Origin of the sequence: Vibrio vulnificus NBRC 15645 = ATCC 27562 (genome assembly GCF_002224265.1) — a bacterium.
In the GTDB taxonomy this organism is placed as follows: Bacteria; Pseudomonadota; Gammaproteobacteria; order Enterobacterales; family Vibrionaceae; genus Vibrio; species Vibrio vulnificus.
Window position 1 is genome coordinate 2194747 of the sequence record NZ_CP012881.1, and the last position, 24285, is coordinate 2219031.

The window sequence follows — 24285 nt, forward strand, 5'->3', positions numbered from 1 at the left end:
ATATTTCATTCAAGGTCAAAAAAACGTCGCTGATTGTTATTATTTTAAACAACGCGATATGAAATTGTTTTTTGACGCACAACAGTAATTCATCACATGCTATCAACTAAGATAGTCGCATTTATGACAAAGTAACGGAAAATAAGCGTGATAAACAAGATTCGCAGTCAACTAGTTCAAAATGCCGCATCAATTTTGCGATCTCCAGTCCAGTTATTGCCTCAAATTGTACATAAAAAAGTCTTGCTTGAAGGGCTCAAACTGGTCTTCAAAGAAGCTTTAGAAGATGGCGATTTTGAATTTTTGGAAGATAAGTGGTTGAAGGTAGAGGTGAAAGATCTCAAGCTGCATTGGTTCATAAGTTATCAAAATGATCAACTTGTTATTGCCGAACAGCCCGTTTCGGAAGATGTGTGCTTCTCAGGCAATTTAAATGACTTAGTGCTGATTGCTGGCAGAAAAGAAGATCCTGATACGCTATTTTTCCAACGTCGTTTGACGATTGAAGGCGATACCGAGCTTGGCCTAGAGGTTAAAAACCTAATGGACAGCGTTGATTTGGAGCAATTGCCAAAAGCCATGCAGTTGGCGCTAAATCAGTTAGCAGATTTTGTTCATAAAGGAGTACAATCGCCTCAAACACAAATTGGGGTAACAAATGCTTATTCGAACTGAAGCACCGGCCGATATATTGGTTATCGATAGTCTGCTAAAACAGGTATTTCCAACAGACGCGGAAGCCAACTTGGTCATGACACTAAGAGAGAATGGTCGTCTGACGCTGTCGTTGGTGGCTTGTACCGACGAAGGGGAAGTGGTTGGCCATGTCATGTTTACGCCGATGACGTTGAATGGCGAAGAAAATGGCTGGCAGGGGCTTGCGCCACTAGCGGTCAAAGCGGAATACCAAAAGCAAGGCATCGCCGCATCGTTAGTCAAAGAAGGATTAACTTCGCTGTTGGAGTTTGGCTATCCAGCGTGTTTTGTCTTGGGTGATCCTCAGTACTATCAGCGTTTTGGTTTTACTGCCGCCAGCGAGATGGGCTTTGAGTGCCAATGGCCAGTGCCAGAAGGTGCGTTTCAAGCATTTGCCATGGCGGCGGGTGAGTTTGATGCCAAGCAAGGGCGAGTGGAATACGCGCCAGAGTTCGCTGCTCTTTGATGAAATCGGCTTAGTTGCTGATTCAATGAATGACCCTTAACTTAGGTGCGCTATCCTAAGTTGAGGTGATTTCCTCAATCTCGTTATTACTTTCCTGGGCTTTTTTGTTAGTATGCCGCGGTATCTTTGAGTAACGAAACGATGACTGAAAACGAAAAGTTGTATTTACAGGAAATGGGCATTTCGCTTTGGCAATTGCATCACCCAGAACGGATGATGGGCTATGAAATGCCAACCTTCTCCCTGCCTGAAGAGTGCCAGTTACTGTTGATCGCACCGAGTTGCCCCATTTCGCAAACGGCACTATTTTTTGAAAAAGTGCTCAAAAGCCTGCAACTGGAATTGTCTCAAGCAAGGCACATTACCCCAGAGCAATTAAGCGCGCTCGAACCGCACTCTCTGCAATGGGTTTGGTTTGCGGGCTGTCCTGTTCAACCTCTTCCTATGGTAGCCAAAGTGCTCCAATCGCCAGAGTTGGCTCAAATTGATGGTCATAATGAGCATCGTCGTGCGCTGTGGCAACAGATCCGTTCTTATGAGTAATCCAATATGAGTTGTATGATCGTCCCTATGTCTCAGGAGCACCTTGAGGCTGTTTACCATATTGAAGGTCGTGCACATTCGCACCCCTGGGCAGAGAGCCTGGTGAAGGATCTCTCCAATCGCGGTGCGATGCATCGTGTATTGCTGGTGGATGGCGAAGTCGTCGGCTACTTCTATGCGCAAAATATCGTTGGCGAACTCACCTTACTTAACATCGCGGTGTGCCCCAAACAACAAGGCAAAGGCTATGGCCGCCAGTTGTTAGACGCATTTATTGATGAAGGTGAAGCGGCAAACGCGGAAAGTGCGTGGCTAGAAGTGCGTGAGAGCAATGTGAACGCCATTCATCTCTATCAAGAGATGGGGTTTAACGAAGTGGATCGTCGCCGCAATTACTATCCTACTCAGTCAGGGAAGGAAGACGCGATCATTATGAGTTACTTATTTGGTTGCTTTTAACTTTGCTTGCATGACTGCCTTGGTGCTGACGGCTTTCACGTAATTTCTGCGTGATCATCTCCACAGGGAGCGGTTTGCCAAAGAGATACCCCTGGAATTGTTCACAACCGAGTTCGACCAGCGTGTTGAACTCTTCTTCTGTTTCTACCCCTTCGGCGATGACTTCTAAACTCAAGCGCTCAGCAATCATAATGATGGTTGAAACAATGGCTTGGTCGCTTTGATCAAGATGCAACTGAGTGACAAAGGAGCGGTCAATTTTCAGTACATCCACCGCCAGATGTTTGAGATAGCGGAGTGAGGAATAACCGGTGCCAAAGTCATCGATCGAGATTTTGAGATCCAGTTCTTTCAGCTCTGCCATTTTATTGATCGCGCTTTCGACGTTTTCCAATAGCAAGCTCTCAGTGATCTCCAATTCAATATGCTCACCCGTGATATTGGCTTGTTTCAATGCGTGAGTGATGTGTTCGACAAAGGCATTTTTAGAGAACTGCAATGGGCTGATGTTGATGGCAAGTCGATGGAACGTTTCAGGCAAAACTTGTTCTTTTTTCCACTGAGCGTATTGAAAACACGCTTGCTCAATAATCCAATCACCAATTTGCAGAATTTGCCCCGTTTCCTCTGCTATGGGCATAAAGACTCCGGGAGGAAGCACGCCTTTTTCTGGATGGTTCCAACGGATGAGGGCTTCCACTCCGATGATTTGTTGCTGCGCGTTGACCTGAGGTTGGTAGTAAAGCTCAAGTTGCCCTTTGTGCAGTGCTTCATGCAGGCCTTTCTCTATCTCCAAAAAAGACTCCACTTGCGCCTGCATTTCTGGCTCATAAAACATGTATTTATTGCGTCCGGCGACTTTGGCGCGATAGAGCGCCGTATCGGCCTGACGAAGCACATCAATGCTCGAGATGCCTTTGTCGGCAAACGTGGAAATACCGATACTGACCGTGCAATACAGTTGGTGATCGTCAATGGAGTAAGGGTTTGAGATTAAGGTTAGTAACTGCTTTGCTTTGTTGGCAGCATCTTCCTTACTGAGTTTCGGGATCAAAATGGCGAACTCATCCCCACCGATGCGCGCGGCTATTTCTCCGGGTTGTAGCCATGCTTCTAAACGTTTCGCAATGGTGCGCATTAAGTTGTCGCCAATGGTATGCCCTAGGGAGTCGTTAATGGTTTTGAAACGGTCGAGGTCGAGATAAAACAGCACTCCTGGATATTGCTCGCTTTGTGATTCTTTAAGAGTTTCATTGAGGCTTTTGAGCAGCAAGCTGCGGTTGGCCAAGCCTGTTAACGTATCGAAGTAAGCCAATTGGTTGAGTTGGCTTTCTGCTGCCGCGCGCGCTTGCCAGAGATTGTGAAATGAAAGCGCGAGGCGACCCAGTTCGTCATTGTTGTTACCGGGGGGCAGTTCCAAGGCGTTTTTTCGATTTTGCAGCGAATTCACCCAATTAATCAGCGTAATAATTGGCTTTGATAACTTAAAATAAAAGAAAAACAACAAGATAGAGGTGAGTAATATATTGCGAAACAGATCGAACAAGACAATTCGAGTCGATTTCTTAATAAAGGCATCGGCGATACTAGAGCCATCAACAGAGAAACTTAACTCACCAACAATTGCATTGGCGTTGGGTTGATGCAGCTCTGTTTTGTAAAACGGCTGAGCGGGAGTCAATATTTTAGACAACAACTGAGTCGTCAGGCTTTGAGAATCAATTTCACGATGCTTTTGGGTCAGCACATCACCAAAATCGTCGACAATTTTTACTCGGTAGATGGCATTGTCCATCATTAGGGTCGAGGCAACCTGCTCGGCGAGCAGATGGTTCAGATGATATGCCGCTTGACTGGCATTGGAATAGTTTTGCAGAAGCTTAAACTGGTAGTGCTCTTCAATACGGCGTTGCTCTTGGTGCAGGTCAGCCAAAATGTGGTACAAGCTGAAGCACAGTCCCAAGACAACGGAAACCAGAAAAACGGTTCTGGCTTGCTTGAAAGCTAATGAATGCACTTTTTTGTTTCTGAGCATACTGATGACCGCAGTGAATTACTCTTTTAGTTATAGACGATATTTACCGTTTGGTTAATTCTCAACCTGAAATTAAGAATCAGTGCTGTTTCTCTAAGTTTGTGTCGAGTGTGCTGTATTATCATTGAGACAGAATGCAAACATCTCGGCTTTTTCGACGAGGAAACGGGATCACTTTGTATGCTTAATGATACTCGAGTAAATATCTATTGATACGTAATGTGAAATCTTGAAAGGAATTCGAGTGCATTACAACGTAAGTAGTGGGGATGTAGGATGGTGAACCATGATGAACTTGAACGAAAAACCTTTCAACGCCTCCAACGCTTTGCTGGATCCAAACAGCGCACAAAAAGTACTTCAATTAGTGGTGGTGTTAACGCTACTGACCTTTATTCCTCTCGCGATAAAGAATTTTTACATTGGTCATTGGTATCTTGCGCTGCTGATGGTGGCCTTTGAGATCGGTTTTGTTATCGAAGTCGTCGGGGTTTGTTGCTTAAAACGAAGTGTGATTGGCCACCGTATCCCACTTGGCTTTTTGTTGGCTTCCATTGTTTGCAGTGTGGCCATTTTTGGTACATTGGCGACCTATTGGGTGTTTCCCATCATCATCGCTTTGGTGTTTATCATTCCTCACCATGATGCCATTGTGACTAATGTGCTGATGATTATTGGCTGCACTTGGGCTGCGGCGATGAAGCAAGACCTCGAGATTATGTATCGTTTTGCTATCGCCTTGGCGTTTTGCGCTGTCATTGCCCATTTTGCTGTGTGGTTGATTGTTCGGCTACAGAGCAAGCTGCGTTATCTCTCGACACGCGATGTCATGACAGGGGCACTGAATCGACATCAATTGGATCTGTTTTTGCAGCGAGCACTTGATGGCCACAAGCGATACACCGCGTCATCCATTGCAATCATCGATATTGATTTTTTTAAGCAGGTCAATGACCGTTATGGTCATGATGTTGGTGATGAGGTAATCAATTTAGTTGTCGAGACGATTCAGCACAATACGCGGGAAGTGGATCTGCTGTTTCGCTTAGGAGGCGATGAATTTCTGCTGCTGTTTGAAAACACTTCGGCCTCGTCAGCATTGTTGATTGTCAGCCATCTTTGCCAAAGAGTACGTAAGCAAGCCTATCCAAAGCACGCCAGTGTGACACTGAGTGCAGGTATTGCGGAATGTCTGGAGGGGGATGATGTTGAGTCGTGGTTGAAGCGAGCTGATGTAGCGCTGTATCAGAGCAAAGAGAATGGTCGGGATAGGGTGACACTCTCTGAGCCGCACAGCCTGCATCGTCACGCAAAAGAGGAGACTGATTGGCCCCCGTTTAGGCAAACGACAACGGGCGATCATGTCAGTCGTTAGGATCAAAGTTGCCGATTGGTCGAGAATAAGCGAGAATACCGCGCAAAATTGAATCTACTCAGGAATCTGGTTAGTCACCTCACATGACGTGCACCGATTTCCGGCTCAGATAAAACACAGAAGACCAGTTTCATGTCAAATGCTCCTTTTTTAAGCGAAGTGTCTAAACGTAGAACGTTCGCGATCATCTCGCACCCAGATGCGGGTAAAACAACTATCACAGAAAAAGTCCTGCTTTTCGGACGTGCGATTCAAACCGCCGGTACAGTAAAAGGTCGTGGTTCTAGCCAGCACGCTAAGTCTGACTGGATGGAAATGGAAAAAGAACGTGGTATCTCGGTGACGACATCGGTGATGCAGTTCCCGTACAACGATTGCTTAGTGAACCTACTCGATACTCCGGGGCACGAAGACTTCTCGGAAGATACTTACCGCACACTAACGGCGGTTGACTCGTGTTTGATGGTGATCGACGCCGCGAAAGGTGTTGAGGATCGTACTCGCAAGCTTATGGAAGTTACCCGTCTGCGTGATACGCCGATCGTGACCTTCATGAACAAATTGGACCGCGATATTCGCGATCCAATGGAACTGCTTGATGAAGTCGAGAGCGAGCTGAATATTGCTTGTGCACCGGTTTCTTGGCCAATTGGCTGTGGTAAAGAGTTCAAAGGCGTTTATCACATCCATCGTGATGAGACCATTTTGTACTCAACGGGGCAGGGGCACACAATTCAAGAGCAGCGTATCATTAAAGGTCTTGATAACCCGGATTTGGATGCTGAGATTGGTGCAGATCTCGCTGAGCAACTGCGTGAAGAACTGGAACTGGTTCTTGGTGCGTCTCACGAGTTTGATCAAGAGATGTTCCTAAAGGGTGAATTGACTCCGGTATTCTTTGGTACGGCATTAGGTAACTTTGGTGTTGACCACATGCTTGATGGTCTGACGGACTGGGCGCCAGCGCCGCTACCGCGCCAAGCCAATGAACGTGAAGTGGAAGCCACTGAAGACAAGTTCAGCGGTTTCGTCTTTAAGATTCAGGCGAATATGGATCCTAAGCACCGCGACCGTATCGCGTTTATGCGTATTGTGTCGGGCACGTATACTCAAGGCATGAAGATGAATCACGTTCGCTTGGGTAAACAAGTGAACATTTCTGATGCCGTGACCTTCATGGCGGGCGATCGTTCTCGCGCGGAAGCTGCGTATGCCGGTGACATCATTGGTTTGCATAACCATGGCACCATTCAAATTGGTGACACCTTTACACAAGGTGAATCGCTGAAGTTCTCTGGTATTCCAAACTTTGCGCCTGAGCTATTCCGTCGTATTCGCCTGCGCGATCCGCTGAAGCAAAAACAACTGTTAAAAGGTCTTGTTCAGCTTTCAGAAGAAGGTGCAGTACAGGTATTCCGTCCTCTACAGAACAACGACTTGATCGTGGGCGCGGTCGGTGTGCTTCAGTTTGATGTTGTTGTGGCGCGTTTGAAGTCTGAATATAACGTTGAAGCGATTTACGAGAGTGTGAACGTAGCGACAGCGCGTTGGGTTGAGTGTGGTGATGCGAAGAAGCTAGACGAGTTCCAACGTAAGAACCAAACTAACCTAGCACTGGATGGTGGCGATAACTTAACGTACATTGCGCCAACCATGGTAAACCTCAATCTTGCAAAAGAGCGTTTCCCTGAAGTGGAATTCCGAGCGACTCGTGAACACTAATCACGCGAATGTGTGCGTTTGGTTCGCATAACCTGTTTGCTAAGAGCCCTAAGTTTGTCGCTTAGGGCTCTTTTTTATCTGCGGTAAAAGATGATAATGAAAGGGCAATCATCACAATAAGGAAGTGCATATGCAATGGTGGCGAAAGTGGTTAAAACGTTACGATGACTGGTGCAAAGAGATGGGATTAACACCAGAACAAAAGCGCAGTTGTGTACCATACAAAAAAGATCCGGCGCGAGAAAAGAAAAGCGATGAAACTGTTTGATACGCATTGCCACCTCGATTTTGACGTTTTTGAACCAGCGCGCTCGCAGCATTTTCAAAGAGGGCTAGAGGCCGGTGTGGAACGTTTGTTACTGCCATCCGTTGGTCCCGATAACTGGCAAAAAGTAAAAACACTGGCGCAATGGTCTGCAATGCTCTCTGAGGAGGCTCAGCCAGAAATCTTTTACGCGTTGGGCTTTCATCCCTATTTTCTGACGTCGGATTATCAGCAAAAACAAAGTGCGCTCGTGGCTTTGTTGGACGAGCGTGACACGCGCTGCGTAGCTATCGGGGAATGCGGTTTGGATGATGGGGTTGAACAAGACGCTGCATTGCAAGAGCAGGCGTTGAACTACCAGCTCGATTTGGCCAAGCAGTATCAACTGCCGGTTATTTTACACAATCGACGATGTCACAATCGACTCATTCAATTAGTCAAAGCGGCTCGGCTGCCAAAAGGCGGCGTTATCCATGCGTTTTCTGGTAGCTATGAACAGGGAATGGAGTGGATACGTTTGGGTTTTTATCTTGGGGTCGGCGGAACCATTACCTACCCCAGAGCGAACAAAACGCGCCAAGCGATCAGTCGACTCCCTTTAGAAAAACTGCTGCTTGAAACCGATGCGCCAGATATGCCGATATTTGGCTTTCAAGGAAAGCTCAATACACCTGCTCAGATTATTCACCCACTAAATGAGTTGAGTTTGTTGCATAATCAAACAAAGCAAACGATTGCCTCTCAAATCTGGAAAAATAGCAATTCTCTGTTCTCTATCTGTGAATGAAATCTAAAAAACTTGTTTAAAGAAAATCTCGTTCGGTATGTTATTGTGAGTTTACTCACAAATGGAGGTGAATTAGCGATGAATCTTATGGGAAAGTGTGAAGGTGGCATTACTTTAATTATTGGGGCATGAGTATAATGGCCCCCGCTTAATAGCTCCATTTTGTAACACGCCAATAAATAACTTAATAAGGAAGTCATAAACTATGAGCCTGTTTATGAGCCTAGTCGGTATGGCAGTATTGCTAGGAATTGCATTCTTACTGTCTGACAACCGCAAAGCTATCAATCTAAGAACTGTGGGTGGCGCTTTTGCTATCCAATTCATCATCGGTGGTTTCGTTCTTTACGTACCATGGGGTCGTGATCTACTAGCGGGTTTCTCTGCTGGTGTTCAAAGCGTTATCGACTTCGGTAAAGACGGTACTGGTTTCTTGTTCGGCAGCCTAGTTAACTTCTCAGTTGACGGTATCGGCTTTATTTTTGCCTTCCAAGTACTACCAACACTGATTTTCTTCTCAGCACTTATCTCTGTACTTTACTACATTGGTGTGATGCAGTGGGTTATCAAGATCCTTGGTGGTGGCCTGCAGAAAGCACTGGGCACGTCTCGCGCCGAGTCAATGTCTGCTGCAGCAAACATCTTCGTAGGTCAAACTGAAGCGCCACTTGTGGTTCGTCCATTTGTTCCTCACATGACGCAATCTGAACTGTTTGCAGTAATGTGTGGTGGTCTTGCTTCTGTTGCTGGTGGTGTGCTGGCTGGTTACGCCTCAATGGGTGTGCCACTAGAATACCTAGTTGCGGCATCATTCATGGCGGCACCGGGTGGTCTACTGTTCGCAAAAATCATCAAACCTGAAGTTGATACGCCAAAAGAAGATCTTGGCGCTGAGATCGACGGCGGTGACGATAAGCCTGCAAACGTAATCGATGCAGCTGCTGGCGGCGCATCAGTTGGTCTACAACTAGCACTTAACGTAGGTGCAATGCTATTGGCATTCATCGGTTTGATCGCTCTGATCAACGGTATCCTTGGTAGTGTTGGTGGTTGGTTCGGCATGGAAAGTCTGACACTGGAGTGGATTCTAGGTAAAGTCTTCTCACCACTTGCATTCCTAATCGGTGTGCCATGGGCAGAAGCTGATGTCGCAGGTTCTTTCATCGGTCAAAAACTGGTGGTAAACGAGTTCGTTGCGTACCTAAACTTTGTTCCTTACGTTGGTGAAAACGCTCAAATCATTCCAGCAACTGGTGCTGTAATGTCTGAGAAAACTCAAGCAATCATCGCTTTCGCACTATGTGGTTTCGCAAACCTTTCTTCTATCGCGATTCTACTAGGTGGTCTAGGTGGTCTAGCGCCAAACCGTCGTCACGACATCGCTCGTATGGGTGTTAAAGCGGTTGCAGCGGGTACGCTATCTAACCTAATGGCAGCGACCATTGCTGGCTTCTTCCTGTCTTTCTAATTTAGTTAAGAGAAAGCATTTATAGACGCCGTTTAAATCCGCCCCGTAGCAAGAGATTGCTGCGGGGCGTTTTCAGTTTTTAGCGCCAGTGAAGGTGATGCATTGAGCAAACGTTCACTTGTGCGAGAGGCTGAGTTTTTTTGAGATACAAACCGTTTGCGCTCTATTTGGCACTACAGTTTTGCGATGAATATCTATAATGTAGTAATCAGACCAGAGGGATTAGGCTTGCTGAGCCAATCACCTGCTGAATAGATGAGTTTGTAAGGGCAATGAAATGCCCAAACATAACAGAGTTGAATAACAAGGTAGGATGCCTTGCTTAACTTCTGATATGCAAGACACCGCAATCATAGATTGTTGTGCCATAGGCCAAATTGGTACTGTGCGGTGACAGGGATAGCAATTGGTAGTTGTAATGATTACCGAGTCTTCAAGGAACCAAGTCCGTTCATCAATGACTGTTTAGCAAAGACCTTTTTTGCTGTTTTATCGTTGTGATGTGAACAGAAAAAGGGGCTGAGTAGTGAAATTTTTGAATATTGATCGGAGATAGAAATGAGCGATTTGAAAGCAGCAGCGCTACGTGCACTGAAACTTATGGACCTAACAACGCTAAATGACGACGACACTGATGCAAAAGTGATCGCACTTTGTCACGACGCCAAAACGCCTGTAGGTAACACGGCAGCGATTTGTATTTACCCTCGCTTTATTCCTATTGCTAAGAAGACACTTCGTGAGCAAGGTACACCAGAAGTTCGCATTGCAACGGTAACGAACTTCCCACACGGCAATGACGACATCGAAATCGCAGTCGCTGAAACCAAAGCAGCGGTCGCTTACGGTGCCGATGAAGTTGACGTAGTTTTCCCATACCGCGCATTGATGGCTGGTGATGAGAAAGTGGGCTTCGAATTGGTTAAGCAATGTAAAGAAGCATGTGGCGACATTCTTTTGAAAGTCATCATCGAAACCGGCGAACTGAAAGAAGAAGCGTTGATCAAGAAAGCATCGCAAATCTGTATTGAAGCGGGTGCAGACTTTATCAAAACATCAACAGGTAAAGTGCCAGTTAACGCAACGCCAGAATACGCACGCATGATGCTTGAAGTGATTCGTGACATGGGTGTGGCTGAGAAAGTTGGCTTTAAACCTGCTGGTGGTGTACGCACTGCGGAAGACGCAGCGGCTTACCTAGCAATGGCAGATGACATCCTAGGTTCTGAGTGGGCGGATAATATGCACTACCGTTTTGGTGCGTCTAGCTTGCTAACCAACCTACTAAATACATTAGAAGTAACAGACCAAGTCGCTGATCCTGCAGCGTACTAATTCTAATAACGTCTGAACGTGGTGTGAAAGCACCACGTTACCTTCTTATCCTACTTTTACCATGGCCCATTGGGCTTGGGAGGCTCTAATGTATTTACCTCAAGAAATTATTCGTAAAAAACGCGACGGCGAAGCGCTGACTGCTGACGAAATTAACTTTTTTATCCAAGGTGTGGCGAACAATACGGTCTCTGAAGGTCAGATTGCCGCGTTCGCGATGACCATCTTTTTCAATGAAATGACGATGCCTGAACGTATTGCCCTAACGTGTGCAATGCGAGATTCTGGCATGGTGATTGATTGGAGCCACATGAACTTTGGTGGCCCAATCGTTGATAAACACTCAACCGGCGGTGTGGGCGATGTGACCTCTCTAATGCTTGGCCCTATGGTGGCAGCATGTGGTGGTTTCGTGCCGATGATCTCGGGTCGTGGCTTGGGCCATACTGGCGGTACGTTAGACAAACTGGAAGCGATTCCTGGCTACAACATCACACCAAGTAACGACGTATTCGGTCAAGTGACCAAAGAAGCAGGTGTAGCGATCATCGGCCAAACGGGCGATCTTGCACCAGCAGACAAACGAGTTTATGCCACTCGTGATATTACGGCGACGGTGGACAACATCTCACTGATCACCGCTTCTATTCTGTCTAAGAAGTTGGCGGCAGGTCTTGAATCTTTAGTGATGGATGTGAAAGTCGGTTCTGGCGCCTTTATGCCGACTTACGAAGCTTCAGAAGAATTGGCGAAATCCATTGTGGCGGTGGCGAATGGCGCGGGCACTAAAACGACGGCGATTTTGACCGACATGAACCAAGTATTGGCTTCTTCTGCGGGTAACGCTGTCGAAGTTCGTGAAGCGGTTCGTTTCCTCAAAGGTGAATATCGTAACCCTCGTTTGCTTGAAGTCACCATGGCGTCATGTGCAGAAATGTTGGTACTTGGTAAATTGGCTGAGAATACTGAAGATGCACGTGCGAAATTGATGGAAGTGCTGGATAACGGTAAAGCGGCCGAATGTTTTGGTAAAATGGTGGCTGGTTTGGGTGGTCCGGTTGACTTTATGGACAACTACGACAACTACCTTGATAAAGCTGAAATCATTAAGCCTGTTTACGCCAAAGAGACCGGTGTGGTGTCTGCAATGGATACTCGCGCTATTGGTATGGCTGTGGTGGCGATGGGCGGCGGACGCCGCGTTGCGACAGACAGCATCGACTACGCGGTAGGTTTTGATCAGTTTATCCGTTTGGGTGAAATCGCAAGCAGCGAAAAACCATTGGCGATGATTCACGCTCGTAACGAAGCACAGTGGCAAGAAGCTGCGAATGCACTGCAAGCCGCGATTAAGGTTGGTGGTGAGTACACACCAACGCCAGACGTATATCGTCAAATTCGCCAAGAAGATATTTAATGACTATTGGGCCTATTACTGTCATGGGGCGGTAATAGGTCTGAGGAAGAAGCAATGAAAAGAGCATTTATTTTAGTACTAGACTCCTTTGGTATTGGTGCAACCGCAGATGCGAAAGAGTTTGGTGATGTCGGTTCAGATACCCTAGGCCATATTGCTGACCAATGTGAGCAGGGTTTGGCAAATAATGATCAACGCCAAGGGGCTCTTCGTCTGCCAAATCTGTCTAAACTCGGTCTGGCGATGGCGCACAAAGAGTCAACGGGTCGTTTTGCGCCGGGTTTAGATGCGGATGCAGAAATCATCGGTGCCTACGGCCATGCCGCGGAGCTTTCTTCTGGTAAAGACACCCCGTCTGGCCACTGGGAAATTGCTGGCGTCCCTGTTTTGTTTGAATGGGGTTACTTCACTGACAAAGCCAACAGCTTCCCGAAAGAGTTAACGGATCGCATTCTTGCTCGTGCAGGTATTGATGGATTCCTAGGTAACTGCCACGCCTCTGGTACGCAAGTTCTGGATGATCTAGGCGAAGAGCACATGAAGACTGGTCAGCCAATTTTCTACACCTCTGCGGACTCTGTATTCCAAATCGCATGTCACGAAGAGACATTCGGCCTTGATCGTCTACTTGAGCTTTGCCAAATCGCTCGTGAAGAACTCGCAGACTACAACATTGGTCGTGTTATTGCGCGTCCGTTCATTGGCCCGGGTAAAGGTCAGTTTGAGCGTACCGGTAACCGTCGCGATCTTTCTGTTGAGCCACCATCAGCGACCGTTCTGCAGAAGTTGGCTGAGGAAAAACAAGGCCAAGTGGTGTCTATTGGTAAGATTGCGGATATCTACGCAAACTGCGGTATCACCAAGAAAGTGAAAGCAACAGGCATTCCTGCACTGTTTGAAGCGACACTTGAGCAAATTAAACAAGCGGGTGACAACACCATCGTGTTCACCAACTTTGTTGATTTTGACTCGGCTTACGGCCACCGTCGTGATGTTGCGGGTTACGCAGCGGCACTGGAGTACTTCGATGGTCGTATCCACGAAGTGATGGAACTGATGCAAGAAGATGACATCCTGATCCTGACGGCTGACCACGGTTGTGACCCAACTTGGCCAGGTACTGACCACACTCGCGAGCATATCCCTGTGCTAGTCTACGGTCAAAAAGTCCCAGTTGGTTCACTTGGCCGTCGTGAAACGTTCGCCGATATCGGTCAAACTCTGGCAAGCTACTTTGGCACATCGCCAATGGATTACGGCAAAAACTTTTTGTAATCCAGAACTATAATTGAACTTATCGAATAGAGAGCATGCCTCTCTATTCTTTTGTGATTGAAATACAAGGAAACGAAAACATGGCAACTCCACATATTAATGCTGAAATGGGTGATTTTGCAGATGTCGTACTGATGCCGGGTGACCCACTACGTGCAAAATACATTGCAGAAACCTTCCTGGAAGACGTGGTTCAGGTTTGTGATGTACGTAATATGTATGGTTTCACTGGTACTTACAAAGGTCGTAAAGTATCGGTAATGGGTCATGGCATGGGTATCCCATCGTGCTCAATTTACGCCACTGAGCTTATCAAAGACTACGGTGTGAAGAAGATCATCCGTGTGGGTAGCTGTGGTGCTGTAAGCACGGACATCAAAGTACGCGATGTTGTGATCGGCATGGGGGCATGTACCGATTCCAAAGTAAACCGCATCCGTTTCAAAGGTCATGACTTTGCGGCGATTGCAGACTACAAAATGGTCAAAGCAGCAGAAGAAGCGGCGAAAGCTCGCGGTATCGATGTGAAAGTGGGCAACCTGTTCTCAGCAGAGCTGTTCTACACGCCAGATCCAGAAATGTTCGACGTGATGGACAAATACGGCATTGTCGGCGTAGAAATGGAAGCTGCGGGCATCTACGGGGTTGCTGCGGAATATGGCGCAAAAGCACTGACGATTTGTACGGTTTCTGACCACATCAAGACAGGCGAGCAAACCACATCAGAAGAGCGTCAGAATACTTTTAACGACATGATGATTGTTGCGTTGGATTCTGTATTGCTTGGTGATGCAGAATAATTCGCTTCAAGAAAAGATGTAAAAAGAAAGCCTGCACCCATTGTGCAGGCTTTTTTATGAGGCTTTGGTCTATAAAAACTTTAGTCTATAAAAACTTTGGTCCATTAAGACGGTTCTTTATGACTGAGCAGCAAGTTTTCGACTTTAGTTTGCGGTTTTTTACGTAAAATCAGAATAAACAGCATACCACTGACAAAACTCATCAAAATCATCAAAAACATATAACGGTCAATTTTGCGGTAGTGATGGTCAGAAAATGCCGTGACTTTACCGGTTTCAAACGTGATCCGAATGAAACCCACAATGCTGTTATCGGCAAAAACGGGTTCAACGAGCTGTTGGCGCCCAATGCCTGCAGTGGCAAGAGGGGTGTCTAACCCCAGGACTTCTCTCGCAGTGAGTGCTTTGTCACTGGACGCTAAACGCACACCTTCTGAATCATAAACTGTCGCATCAAAAACCAAACGTTCTTTGGCCAGTTGATTCGTTAGTTTGAGCAGCTTCTCTTGGTCTTTTTGCACAATCATTTCGCTGGCAGATAACGCCGCTTGAGAGCTGAGCACTTTGGTTAAGGTTTCCAACTGCTGTGCTTGAATTTTTTCGTTACCTTTACTGATCACCACACTGTTTTTAATGGTGACAAAAAACATGACACCTAGCAGCAGTAAAGCGATGACTCTTAGGGCATTTCGCAGTGAAAACAGAGACTCTTTCATATCGCGACATGAACTCTTTTAATATCTGAATAAATACAAGTTTGGGGCTTGCCTTTTTAAATTGCAATAGGGTAACGTTTGTGAAGGTTCATAAAGGATTAATACCATGGAAGCGTTAAAAACCTTGCCATTTAGAAGGCACACACAACTGTTAACTCGTTTGCCAGAAACTCGTTTTGCCACGCAATGGGACAAAAGTAAAGCTAACTGGATTGTTTATGCCGAGTATTTAGCGCCCGGACACTTTGAGGATATCGATTTTTTTACGGGGGGCTATAACCCGGTTATTGATACTTGGAAAGTTGGCTATTACGAAGTGGCGCTCATGGCAGGAGAACTGACTCCAGAGCATGAAAAGATTCTTCAAGCGCTCCAACTTGATTACGCTTGCTTGACCGATGTGCCCGACCTCTCTAAACCTGGGCTAATTGTGTTAGACATGGATTCCACAGCAATACAAATCGAGTGTATTGATGAGATCGCCAAACTGGCGGGCGTCGGTGAAGAGGTGGCCGAAGTGACAGAACGCGCGATGCAAGGTGAGCTCGATTTTGAGCAGAGTCTGCGTCAGCGAGTCGGCAAATTAACAGGCGCGGACGAGTCCATTCTCGACAGTGTTCGTCAGACACTGCCTTTTATGCCGGATTTGGTGGCATTAATTCACACCTTAAAAGGCTTTGGTTGGAAAACCGCCATTGCGTCAGGTGGCTTTACCTATTTCTCAGACTATTTGAAAGAAACATTACAACTGGATCATGCACAATCGAATCAGTTGGAAATTGTGCAAGGTAAGCTGACTGGAAACGTCTTGGGTGAAGTGGTCTCTGCGCAAACTAAAGCGGATATTTTAATCGAGTTGGCGGAGCAGTTTGAGGTGGAGATGCACAACACCATTGCTGTCGGTGATGGGGCGAATGACTTGGTGATGATGAATGCGGCCGGGCTGGGTATCGCATATCACGCAAAACCGAAAGTCGAGCAGCAAGCACAAACGGCAGTGCGTTTTGCCGGGCTTGGCGGAATTTTGTGTATTCTTTCCGGTATTCTCGCCAAGCAACAAAAAATCAGTTGGCAAAGCAAACCGTAACTGAAGAGTGTTAAACACAAACATGGGCAGAATCGTTCTGCCCATAATTATCTCTAAAGAAAAACTATCTCAAAGCAGCGCCACTGAGTCGCTTAATTTGTCAGTTCAAGTCGTACTAAAATCTCTTCTGTCACTTCCTCTATTTCACAATAGCCAACCAATGTTGCCAGTTCCTTTTCCAGTTTGCTGGCCTGATGCATGCTGAGTTGAGAAAGTTCATTCAGATCTTTTTGTAACAGGGAAGTCATCGGGCTGAAAATCGGTGAGGTGGACAGCCTCAGCACATAAAACTCGCCCGACATCTGTGCTTTTTTAATGAATAGGATGCGTTCCTTGACGCTGTCAAACTCATTCGTCAGCTTTGTTTGTACGGCTTTGATTTTGTCGCCAAATTTTGCCACTGCAATGTAAATGTCGTGGTGGTGTGGCTCTGCCCCTTCAATACGTTTCGTCGGATTGGCGATTAAGGTATTTGAACGGCCTTTATAGATGGGTTCTAAAGAAAAATTCTCTTTGTGCCCTAGCTTTGCCAATACCATTAAGTGCTTTTCCAGTGGGAAGTTAACACCGATGGCTTTAGTTCTGTAGCCTGATGGCATCTTACTGATGAACACTGGCGTACTAACCATTTTGGACAGCAAAATGCCGTGCAACGATTCGAGCAGCTCATTACTTGGTAGGATCTCATTCTGTGGTTTGAGCTTATCTTGGTTGTGTTCGATGATGCTATTAAAAAACGCAATGGTTTTCATCGTTTGGCTGTTTTCATCAATCACCAGTTGCACTTGCTTGTTGTCTGGGCTGACGCGAACCACACGATAAGGAATTTTGTCCAATGGCAGCTTTTTATCGTAGAGCTGCAATTCATGTAGGTTGATCTCGACCTCTTCAGACGATACCAACTCAAGTGGCGCGTCCAAGGTGAGACTCAACCCTCGCTTGGAGAGGTCGATCGTCTTACCTCTCATCGCCAAACCGTCTGCTTTGGTCAGCGTAAGCGGAGATTGAAAACGATAGCGAGGCTCTTTTCTACGAGATTGGGCATCAAAGAAAATCCCTTTTGGGGAGCCGATGATTTTCCGCGTATGACGAAAAGCATTTAAGGTGCTCGATGGCAGTCGAGGTTTTTCGGTAAAGAGATAGTCTGCGCCATTCGAGTTGTCCGCAATTTCTTGCAAAATCCCACAATGCGTTAACCCTGAAGAGGCTTCGGCTAACTCTTGCGAGAAACTGCCGAGTTGTTGGCGTTCGTTTTCACTGAGTTCAAAAATGGAAATACGGAACGCCCGCCAACTGGCGCGTTTTGCGCCAAGATGCCAAAACAGCTGTCTTTGTTCTCGTGTGGCCTCGGGCATGAGCATGGAGTAGAAAAAGTTTTTCCCTTCATGTTCGTGAGTAAACGCATAAATCACATTACTGGCACCTTTGAGCCCCGGCCGCATAAGCATCGACATTCGCTGTGAGTTAAACAGTGAACCAAAGACCTGTTGATTACGCTCATCATGCCAGTATTGCCAAATTGGCATATTGTTTGGCGTAAGCATGGCGAGCTTGAGCTCATCGCCTTGGAAAAACAGCGGTAAGTTGCAAGTGTGTTTTAGATAGATATGTTCGTAGCCACGCGTTCTTGCTCGAATGATTTTATCTTGGTTATCGTGTCGGGCGCGTTTCGCTGAGCTATTTAAAGATTCATCGATCACTCTTGAGACAACATTGGTGTCTGTCAGGCGTAGGCAGCGAAGAAACTTAACTGCATCGTTTTCGTATGAGTCTTCAACGGCCAAAACTCGGTACTCGATCGGCTTGTTGATATGAGAAATTTCTGAGGTTTTGGCCAGCTCACTAAAGGTAATTTGAATCACTTCGCCAAGGCTGTAGTTAAATGCACTCGGTACTTTGAACTTCGCACCAGAAGCAGAAAGATCAACGCTGACGCCGTGGAGCAATTGCCCCTTTGATAACGTAATGTCGACTTGAGAGTGCACTCTGAGCCGCTTTTCTTGGCGTTTGAGATCGTAGCCCAGATGGACCGCCTCGGCCTCAAATGGACTGCTGGCATCACTCAGCCCTTGGCTGCTGGCCGGTTGACCGCTTTTGCCTAAGGCACGGAAACTGTTGCGTGTGTTAATTAACGCTTCCCAAACGCCTTCGGTATAGCCACCAAATTTGCGCGTGTTTTTGTAGTAAGCATTAAAGGCGACATCATCAAACCAATGTTTGATACCGTCAATTTCGTATTCCCGACAATCGCCCTGGACTCGGCCACGCAAGTCTACGCTCTTTTTGCAAGGCGCCATGACACGATTTAATTCCATTTTTACCAGTAACTTAGCGGAAGGAGGGTAGCCTTCGGTCAATTGACCAAGGACAAAATCAAAGTCTTCCGCGTGATAAACCGGGATAAGCCTTTCTGCGATTGAGAGAATTTCAGCTTGTTCCATTTTTTCTGTTAAAGTAGCTGCTTATTAAAAGAGTATCGGCAAAGTGTTAATAAACTTAAGTATAACAGCACATTGCTTGAGGTTTAACGGATCAGTGGTCTAACTAGGTCACAAGCTTGAGAATTTGAGGCAGCATGTCGAAAGCAAAACGCGCTTATGTATGTAATGACTGTGGAGCGGATTTTCCGCGTTGGCAAGGGCAATGTAATGCCTGTGGCTCATGGAATACCATTACCGAAGTGAGATTGGCCGCATCGCCAAGTGTTGCGAGAAACGAGCGTTTATCTGGATATGCGGGCTCGGCAACAGAATCAAAGGTTCAGGTGCTGTCTGAGATTGATTTGCAAGAAGTTCCCCGCTTTTCCAGTGGCTTCAAAGAGCTTGATCGCGTCTTGGGGGGCGGCATTGTCCCCGGAGCGGCGATCTTGATTGGTGGTAACCCTGGTGCGGGTAAATCGACGCTGTTGTTGCAAACCATGTGTCAGCTTTCCGCCAACATGAACGCACTCTATGTCACAGGGGAAGAGTCGTTACAACAAGTTGCAATGCGTGCTTCTCGACTGGGTCTACCGAAAGAACATCTTAAAATGCTGTCAGAAACCAATGTCGATAAAATTTGCCAAGTGGCTGAGCAAATTCAACCTAAGATCATGGTTATTGACTCGATTCAGGTGATGCATGTCTCTGATGTTCAATCTTCTCCGGGCAGTGTGGCGCAAGTACGTGAGTCTGCCACCGCGCTCACTCGTTACGCGAAGCAAAACAATGTGGCGGTATTTATTGTTGGCCACGTGACGAAAGATGGCACTTTGGCGGGGCCGAAAGTGTTGGAGCACATTATTGACTGTTCTGTGCTGCTGGATGGTGACGCGGATAGCCGTTTTCGTACCCTTCGCAGCCATAAAAACCGTTTTGGCGCCGTGAACGAGCTTGGGGTGTTTGCCATGACAGGGCAGGGATTGCGTGAGGTGAGTAACCCTTCGGCAATTTTCTTGTCTCGTGGCGAAGAAGAAACGTCAGGCAGTTCTGTTATGGTGATTTGGGAAGGCACCCGACCTTTGTTAGTGGAGATCCAAGCGCTGGTCGATTACTCACAACTCGCCAACCCGAGACGCGTTGCTGTGGGCCTTGAGCAAAACCGTTTGTCACTCCTGTTGGCGGTGCTGCATAAGCATGGGGGGTTACAAATGGCGGACCAAGACGTGTTTGTCAACGTTGTTGGTGGCGTGAAAGTAACGGAAACCAGTGCGGATCTGGCGCTTATTATGGCGCTACTGTCCAGTTTTAGAGATAGAGCCTTACCAAAAGATGTGGTGATATTTGGTGAAGTGGGCTTGGCTGGCGAAATTCGCCCTGTCCCCAGTGGCCAAGAGCGTTTAAACGAAGCTTTCAAGCATGGCTTTAAGAAAGCCATCGTGCCGTTGGCGAATATGCCCAAAGGTGGGATCCCCGGAATGCAGATCCATGGGGTTAAAAAATTAGCCGATGCTATATCAGCCTTCGATGAATTATGATTTTTGTGAATTGAAGCATGAATTGCGTTGCTTTCTTTGTCGTGTGAAATTAGTCAGTTCTATTGAGATATTGCATAATGTATTTGGAGAATGACGTTTTTATGGATAGAAATGTTACTAAGATATCTTGGACTGTTTTTTTGTTTGTGCTTTTCAACTGTTTCGGCTGCAAAGGAGATGGCTGCCGTCGAGTTGCAGGCTATCCAGTGGTTTCAAGGGCCGCTTAATACCAGCCAGCCTACACCACTTTGGGTATCGCAATCATTGACACCTGTTGAGGCTTTCAGCCTAACAGGGGGCGATCATGTCAGCTTACTTAACTTTGATGTCAACAAGCTGGGCTTGTATGTCATTGATTTCAGAAATTCCACGTTAATCGGTCGCTACCAACATTATCTTTATGATGCCAATAACCAGTTGGTGGCGTCTTCTCGAGGTGGGATTGACTCTGTTGAATCGGCCCATTTCTTTTTGCGTCATGGGCAGGAAGTTGAATTGGCGCCCGGTCGATACTCTCTTGTCACGGCACAACGTTCACAGTTTAATATCGCGCCGCCCACCACTTTTGTCATGGAAAAGAGCCTTTATCTCGAGGATATTCGTATTGGGAATGCGATTACTCTCACTGGCATAGGCATCCTCCTTTCGCTGTTTTTCTATTATCTGGTTTTGTCGATTGCGCGCAAAAACTTGGTCGATTTTAGCTATGCGATGTTTATTCTCGGCAATTTATTGTTTAACAGCACTTCGTTATTGGTTGCTCATCATCTATTAGGTATTCAGTGGTTTGGTGGGGCTAGCTGGCCAATCTTATGTTCAAACATGGCTTACCTGGTGTTTGTCATGCAGTTGCTAGAGGTGAAATCGAAAGAAACGCCAGTGGTTTACTACGTTGGTTGTGGGTTGCTCGTTCTGTTTGCGATGTTCTTTAGTGCCTCTTTCTTCTTACCGAATTGGCAAAATGAATTTAATCGCCACGCCGTTGGTTTGTTTATTTTCTTCGGCATGTTTGCCGGTATTCGCATGATTTTCAAAGGGAGCAAAGTTGCTCGTTGGTATGTATTGGCTAACTTAGGCTTCTTTGTCTTGGCGGCGGTTGCTATTTCCCAAGAGCAGATTGCTGGATTACAAACCATTTATATGTCTCACATCGGCCTTATTGCGGTTGTGGTTGAGGTGATGTTGCTCTCCTGCGTGGTTGCGTATCAAATGACCCGAGTGGAAGAGGAGCGCAATGCCGCGCTTGCTCATGCTCAACAAATGCTAGAGCTGGCAAGTACCGACACGCTGACCGGGCTACCTAATCGATATGCTTTAGAAAATCGACTGCCTAAAACCAACAAAAATGAAGCGTTTATCTATCTCGACTTAGATGGCTTGAAAATCTGTAACGATCAGTACGGTCATGACATGGGGGACAAGCTGTTGCTGGTCTTCAGCGAGAAAATGAGAAAAATGCTTCCTCCTAGCTGCGAGTTATTTAGGATCTCTGGCGATGAATTTGGCGTTATTTTACCGAATTCTCAGTTACAAGAGCTGGTCGATATGGTTCATTTTATTGATAAACAACTTCGGGAAGAGGTAGCGCTGTTTGTTGGTGTGAGCTTTGGCGTGGCCTATTTTAAAGATCATAAGAACTATCGCAAAACGATAGAGGAAGCCGATCACAACATGTATTTGTATAAAAGGAATAAACAATCACATGCGACTTAAACTGATTTTACCTGTCCTAGCCACGATGTTAGTACCGCTGGCTGCCGCTTTCTTCAAATATCCCGACACCCATATTCCCCCTGGTTTTCTTGTTTTTCCCCCTCAATTTATCGTTGAAGAACCGAGTTTTAACCTGATTTATTTCTTGTTGATGCTCGTTGCTGTTATTTGGGCCTTATTAGTACTGTTTTGGCCAGAGAAGGTTGGATTCAAACGCAACACACAACCGATGCCTTCACCGACTAGAGCCAATTTGCCATGGTGGTTTTACATCGGGCTTGGTGGAACGGGTTTATGTTGGTGGTTAATGTGGAGCAGAAGTGAGGCGATGTTACCTTGGGTTTACTATGCTTTCACGCCACTTTGGTGGAGCTTTATTATTCTGTTGGATGGTATCGTCTATCGATTTAATGGCGGCCGTTCACTATGCGCAACCAAACCGGGTCTTCTTCTCTTTATGGCTGGCGTGTCGTTTTTTGGTTGGATGTATTTTGAGTATTACGATTATTTTGTATTAGAAAACTGGTACTACCCAAATGCAGAAAAAACGTCATTGAGCCGAGAGATTATCTTATTACTCTTTTGTTTCTCTTATACCACAGTGACGCCCGCTATTATGCAGTGGTACACCTTACTTTGTACCTTTCCTTCCATCAGAAAGCGTTATCGTTTTGGGCCTGTTTGGCATCTCAAGCCGAATTGGCTTATCTATGGTGGGTTGGCGTCGATCTTTCTCATGGTGTTCTTTCCGAAACTGCTGTTCTGGGCTGTGTGGATTGGTCCGATGGCAGTCATGACCGGGATACTCGAGCGATATGGTATTTGGAATCCCTTCCACGGCATTTTGACATCGGGTAATTGGACGGCAGCAGCGTTGGTTGGTATGGCTTCATTGATCAATGGCTTCTTCTGGGAAATGTGGAACTTTGGCAGTGCTCATCCAGACACGCAGTTGATCACCAATCCGAACTACTGGGTTTATGACATTCCTTTCGTAAACTTAACTTGGCTCCCTCTACCAACAGAAATGCCTTTGTTGGGGTACATGGGCTATGTGCCTTTTGGCATTCTTGTTTGGCAAGTGCTCATTTGGAGCGGAAAAATTATGGGGATTAATACTGATTTGCGAGAGGTGACTGATTGGTATTTGATTTCGGAGCAGAAGGCACAATTTGACACTCCTTGTCGAGCGGAGGTCTAGATGAATCCGTTTAATCATGGTTGGACTCCTGACTCTGTTTGGCCTCGTATTCAGCAACAAGTCGAGAGTTGGTGTGACCCAAGCCTGTCTGATTTTGTTCCTCAAGACAAAAGAGTCGCTGTATTTGATTTGGATGGCACGCTTTGGTGCGAAAAACCCGGCATTAATGAACTGGTGTTTTGGCGCTCGGAGTTAACCAATGCTCTGACGCTGCCACAGCATCAACAGCATCACCCCAGCATCCGATCACTGATAAATAGTGTGCAGCCAGCAAGTCAACATGACAATCCAGTATTATTGGCTGAGCAATATGCCTCTTTATTTCGTCGAGTTTTCTCGGATATCACCGTCGAAGCCTATCAGCAGAAGGTGAAAACATGGCTCAGTGAGACGCGGCATCCAAGATTCCAAGTGAGCTATCAACAACTCTTTTATACCCCAATGCTTGCGTTAATGGATTACTTACGGCGGCATAACTTTCGTTGCGTGATTAATTCAGGCAGTACAACAGCGTTTGTTCAAGCTTGGTGTCAGCCTTGGTTAGCTATTAATGAAGAAGATGTCATCGGTTCCCAAATAGGCTTGTTTGATGAACCGCATCCGTTCGTTATTAATATTGGGCCGGAAAAGGTCAAACAGTTGAAAGCAAAATTTGCTATCAAACCATTAATGGCATTTGGCAATACGCTGGGGGATGCGGAGCAGCTTCACTATGTATTGGAAGGGAATGATAGAGCGATCGCTTGCTGCATTCATCATGATGACCCAAACCGAGAGTATTCATATGCGTTTGACCCCCTATTGAAACTGGAGCTAAAAACGCGTTTACAGCGAGTGGAGATTGTCTCTATTCGAGACCACTGGTGTGAGATTTTTGCGTTTGAAAATCCAGTAAAAAAAGAGAGAATCCCTTTTGCAATCTAGGTCTTGATAGGCTTTACTGAGGTGGAAGAAAATTTTTCTCACCTAA

General features: G+C 46.3%; 21 protein-coding genes. 18 read left to right on the forward strand and 3 right to left on the reverse strand.

Annotated features, from left to right (window positions below; all coding sequences use genetic code 11):
* The first annotated feature begins 147 nt into the window (after positions 1-147).
* From ubiT to rimI, 4 genes are all read left to right on the forward strand, one after another.
* A complete protein-coding gene (gene ubiT / locus AOT11_RS10245) occupies positions 148-675 on the forward strand; it encodes a ubiquinone anaerobic biosynthesis accessory factor UbiT (RefSeq protein ID WP_011079633.1) in 528 nt (175 codons plus the stop codon).
* Entirely contained in the window at positions 659-1162 is a 504-nt protein-coding gene (locus tag AOT11_RS10250; RefSeq protein WP_011079634.1) for a GNAT family N-acetyltransferase, read from the forward strand. The genes ubiT and AOT11_RS10250 overlap by 17 nt, the downstream gene beginning before the upstream one ends.
* A gap of 141 nt (positions 1163-1303) precedes the next feature.
* Positions 1304-1705, forward strand: coding sequence for a DNA polymerase III subunit psi (locus AOT11_RS10255; RefSeq protein WP_026050226.1), 402 nt, complete (start codon positions 1304-1306; stop codon positions 1703-1705).
* A 6-nt stretch (positions 1706-1711) separates the two neighbouring features.
* Entirely contained in the window at positions 1712-2164 is a 453-nt protein-coding gene (gene rimI, locus AOT11_RS10260; protein WP_017419800.1) for a ribosomal protein S18-alanine N-acetyltransferase, read from the forward strand.
* Here the strand turns inward: rimI and AOT11_RS10265 are convergent.
* Positions 2136-4199, reverse strand: coding sequence for a putative bifunctional diguanylate cyclase/phosphodiesterase (locus tag AOT11_RS10265; protein WP_017419801.1), 2064 nt, complete (start codon positions 4197-4199; stop codon positions 2136-2138). The genes rimI and AOT11_RS10265 overlap by 29 nt on opposite strands.
* Before the next feature lie 286 nt (positions 4200-4485).
* On the opposite strand from AOT11_RS10265, the gene AOT11_RS10270 reads away from it, so the two are divergent.
* The 9 genes from AOT11_RS10270 (at position 4486) to deoD (ending at position 14643) form a co-directional block, all read left to right on the forward strand.
* Entirely contained in the window at positions 4486-5574 is a 1089-nt protein-coding gene (locus AOT11_RS10270) for a GGDEF domain-containing protein (RefSeq protein ID WP_017419802.1), read from the forward strand.
* Positions 5575-5706: 132 nt separating this feature from the next.
* A complete protein-coding gene (gene prfC / locus AOT11_RS10275; RefSeq protein WP_017419803.1) occupies positions 5707-7296 on the forward strand; it encodes a peptide chain release factor 3 in 1590 nt (529 codons plus the stop codon).
* Between the two features lie 130 nt (positions 7297-7426).
* Positions 7427-7564, forward strand: a complete 138-nt coding sequence (locus AOT11_RS23590; protein ID WP_157839697.1) for a DUF5363 family protein — start codon at positions 7427-7429, stop codon at positions 7562-7564.
* Positions 7551-8348, forward strand: a complete 798-nt coding sequence (locus tag AOT11_RS10280) for a TatD family hydrolase (RefSeq protein WP_026050225.1) — start codon at positions 7551-7553, stop codon at positions 8346-8348. Before AOT11_RS23590 ends, AOT11_RS10280 begins: the two co-directional genes overlap by 14 nt.
* Before the next feature lie 205 nt (positions 8349-8553).
* Entirely contained in the window at positions 8554-9816 is a 1263-nt protein-coding gene (locus tag AOT11_RS10285) for a NupC/NupG family nucleoside CNT transporter (protein WP_017419805.1), read from the forward strand.
* A gap of 558 nt (positions 9817-10374) precedes the next feature.
* The gene (gene deoC, locus AOT11_RS10290) at positions 10375-11151 is read left to right on the forward strand and encodes a deoxyribose-phosphate aldolase (protein ID WP_011151059.1); all 777 of its coding nucleotides are present in this window, start codon (positions 10375-10377) and stop codon (positions 11149-11151) included.
* An 88-nt stretch (positions 11152-11239) separates the two neighbouring features.
* Positions 11240-12568 carry a thymidine phosphorylase gene (gene deoA, locus AOT11_RS10295; protein ID WP_011079643.1) on the forward strand — a complete coding sequence of 443 codons (1329 nt, stop codon included), beginning with the start codon at positions 11240-11242 and terminating at the stop codon, positions 12566-12568.
* A 54-nt stretch (positions 12569-12622) separates the two neighbouring features.
* Complete coding sequence (locus AOT11_RS10300; protein WP_026050224.1) at positions 12623-13843, forward strand: phosphopentomutase; 1221 nt, start codon at positions 12623-12625, stop codon at positions 13841-13843.
* Between the two features lie 80 nt (positions 13844-13923).
* Complete coding sequence (gene deoD / locus AOT11_RS10305; RefSeq protein ID WP_011079645.1) at positions 13924-14643, forward strand: purine-nucleoside phosphorylase; 720 nt, start codon at positions 13924-13926, stop codon at positions 14641-14643.
* A gap of 104 nt (positions 14644-14747) precedes the next feature.
* On the opposite strand, the gene AOT11_RS10310 is transcribed toward deoD, so the two are convergent.
* Positions 14748-15359 (reverse strand): YtjB family periplasmic protein, encoded by a 612-nt coding sequence (locus AOT11_RS10310; RefSeq protein ID WP_011079646.1) that lies wholly within the window; start codon positions 15357-15359, stop codon positions 14748-14750.
* A 106-nt stretch (positions 15360-15465) separates the two neighbouring features.
* On the opposite strand from AOT11_RS10310, the gene serB reads away from it, so the two are divergent.
* On the forward strand, positions 15466-16446 hold the full coding sequence (serB, locus tag AOT11_RS10315) for a phosphoserine phosphatase (RefSeq protein ID WP_017419808.1): 981 nt from the start codon (positions 15466-15468) through the stop codon (positions 16444-16446).
* A 92-nt stretch (positions 16447-16538) separates the two neighbouring features.
* On the opposite strand, the gene AOT11_RS10320 is transcribed toward serB, so the two are convergent.
* Positions 16539-18887 (reverse strand): PilZ domain-containing protein, encoded by a 2349-nt coding sequence (locus tag AOT11_RS10320; RefSeq protein ID WP_017419809.1) that lies wholly within the window; start codon positions 18885-18887, stop codon positions 16539-16541.
* 134 nt (positions 18888-19021) lie between these two features.
* On the opposite strand from AOT11_RS10320, the gene radA reads away from it, so the two are divergent.
* From radA to AOT11_RS10340, 4 genes are all read left to right on the forward strand, one after another.
* On the forward strand, positions 19022-20401 hold the full coding sequence (gene radA / locus AOT11_RS10325; protein ID WP_011151055.1) for a DNA repair protein RadA: 1380 nt from the start codon (positions 19022-19024) through the stop codon (positions 20399-20401).
* A 177-nt stretch (positions 20402-20578) separates the two neighbouring features.
* On the forward strand, positions 20579-22114 hold the full coding sequence (locus AOT11_RS10330; RefSeq protein WP_017419810.1) for a diguanylate cyclase: 1536 nt from the start codon (positions 20579-20581) through the stop codon (positions 22112-22114).
* Positions 22104-23315 (forward strand): hypothetical protein, encoded by a 1212-nt coding sequence (locus AOT11_RS10335; protein WP_017419811.1) that lies wholly within the window; start codon positions 22104-22106, stop codon positions 23313-23315. The genes AOT11_RS10330 and AOT11_RS10335 overlap by 11 nt, the downstream gene beginning before the upstream one ends.
* Positions 23316-24239 carry a haloacid dehalogenase-like hydrolase gene (locus AOT11_RS10340; RefSeq protein WP_017419812.1) on the forward strand — a complete coding sequence of 308 codons (924 nt, stop codon included), beginning with the start codon at positions 23316-23318 and terminating at the stop codon, positions 24237-24239. It abuts the gene before it with no gap.
* The last annotated feature ends 46 nt before the right edge of the window (positions 24240-24285 follow it).

Excerpts from the sequence above, each read along its gene's own strand:
- AOT11_RS10250 (WP_011079634.1), top strand. The coding sequence starts at position 659 with ATGCTTATTCGAACTGAAGCACCGGCCGATATATTGGTTATCGATAGT.
- AOT11_RS10255 (WP_026050226.1), top strand. The coding sequence starts at position 1,304 with ATGACTGAAAACGAAAAGTTGTATTTACAGGAAATGGGCATTTCGCTT.
- rimI (WP_017419800.1), top strand. The coding sequence starts at position 1,712 with ATGAGTTGTATGATCGTCCCTATGTCTCAGGAGCACCTTGAGGCTGTT.
- AOT11_RS10265 (WP_017419801.1), bottom strand. The coding sequence starts at position 4,199 with ATGCTCAGAAACAAAAAAGTGCATTCATTAGCTTTCAAGCAAGCCAGA.
- AOT11_RS10270 (WP_017419802.1), top strand. The coding sequence starts at position 4,486 with ATGATGAACTTGAACGAAAAACCTTTCAACGCCTCCAACGCTTTGCTG.
- prfC (WP_017419803.1), top strand. The coding sequence starts at position 5,707 with ATGTCAAATGCTCCTTTTTTAAGCGAAGTGTCTAAACGTAGAACGTTC.
- AOT11_RS23590 (WP_157839697.1), top strand. The coding sequence starts at position 7,427 with ATGCAATGGTGGCGAAAGTGGTTAAAACGTTACGATGACTGGTGCAAA.
- AOT11_RS10280 (WP_026050225.1), top strand. The coding sequence starts at position 7,551 with ATGAAACTGTTTGATACGCATTGCCACCTCGATTTTGACGTTTTTGAA.
- AOT11_RS10285 (WP_017419805.1), top strand. The coding sequence starts at position 8,554 with ATGAGCCTGTTTATGAGCCTAGTCGGTATGGCAGTATTGCTAGGAATT.
- deoC (WP_011151059.1), top strand. The coding sequence starts at position 10,375 with ATGAGCGATTTGAAAGCAGCAGCGCTACGTGCACTGAAACTTATGGAC.
- deoA (WP_011079643.1), top strand. The coding sequence starts at position 11,240 with ATGTATTTACCTCAAGAAATTATTCGTAAAAAACGCGACGGCGAAGCG.
- AOT11_RS10300 (WP_026050224.1), top strand. The coding sequence starts at position 12,623 with ATGAAAAGAGCATTTATTTTAGTACTAGACTCCTTTGGTATTGGTGCA.
- deoD (WP_011079645.1), top strand. The coding sequence starts at position 13,924 with ATGGCAACTCCACATATTAATGCTGAAATGGGTGATTTTGCAGATGTC.
- AOT11_RS10310 (WP_011079646.1), bottom strand. The coding sequence starts at position 15,359 with ATGAAAGAGTCTCTGTTTTCACTGCGAAATGCCCTAAGAGTCATCGCT.
- serB (WP_017419808.1), top strand. The coding sequence starts at position 15,466 with ATGGAAGCGTTAAAAACCTTGCCATTTAGAAGGCACACACAACTGTTA.
- AOT11_RS10320 (WP_017419809.1), bottom strand. The coding sequence starts at position 18,887 with ATGGAACAAGCTGAAATTCTCTCAATCGCAGAAAGGCTTATCCCGGTT.
- radA (WP_011151055.1), top strand. The coding sequence starts at position 19,022 with ATGTCGAAAGCAAAACGCGCTTATGTATGTAATGACTGTGGAGCGGAT.
- AOT11_RS10330 (WP_017419810.1), top strand. The coding sequence starts at position 20,579 with ATGGCTGCCGTCGAGTTGCAGGCTATCCAGTGGTTTCAAGGGCCGCTT.
- AOT11_RS10335 (WP_017419811.1), top strand. The coding sequence starts at position 22,104 with ATGCGACTTAAACTGATTTTACCTGTCCTAGCCACGATGTTAGTACCG.
- AOT11_RS10340 (WP_017419812.1), top strand. The coding sequence starts at position 23,316 with ATGAATCCGTTTAATCATGGTTGGACTCCTGACTCTGTTTGGCCTCGT.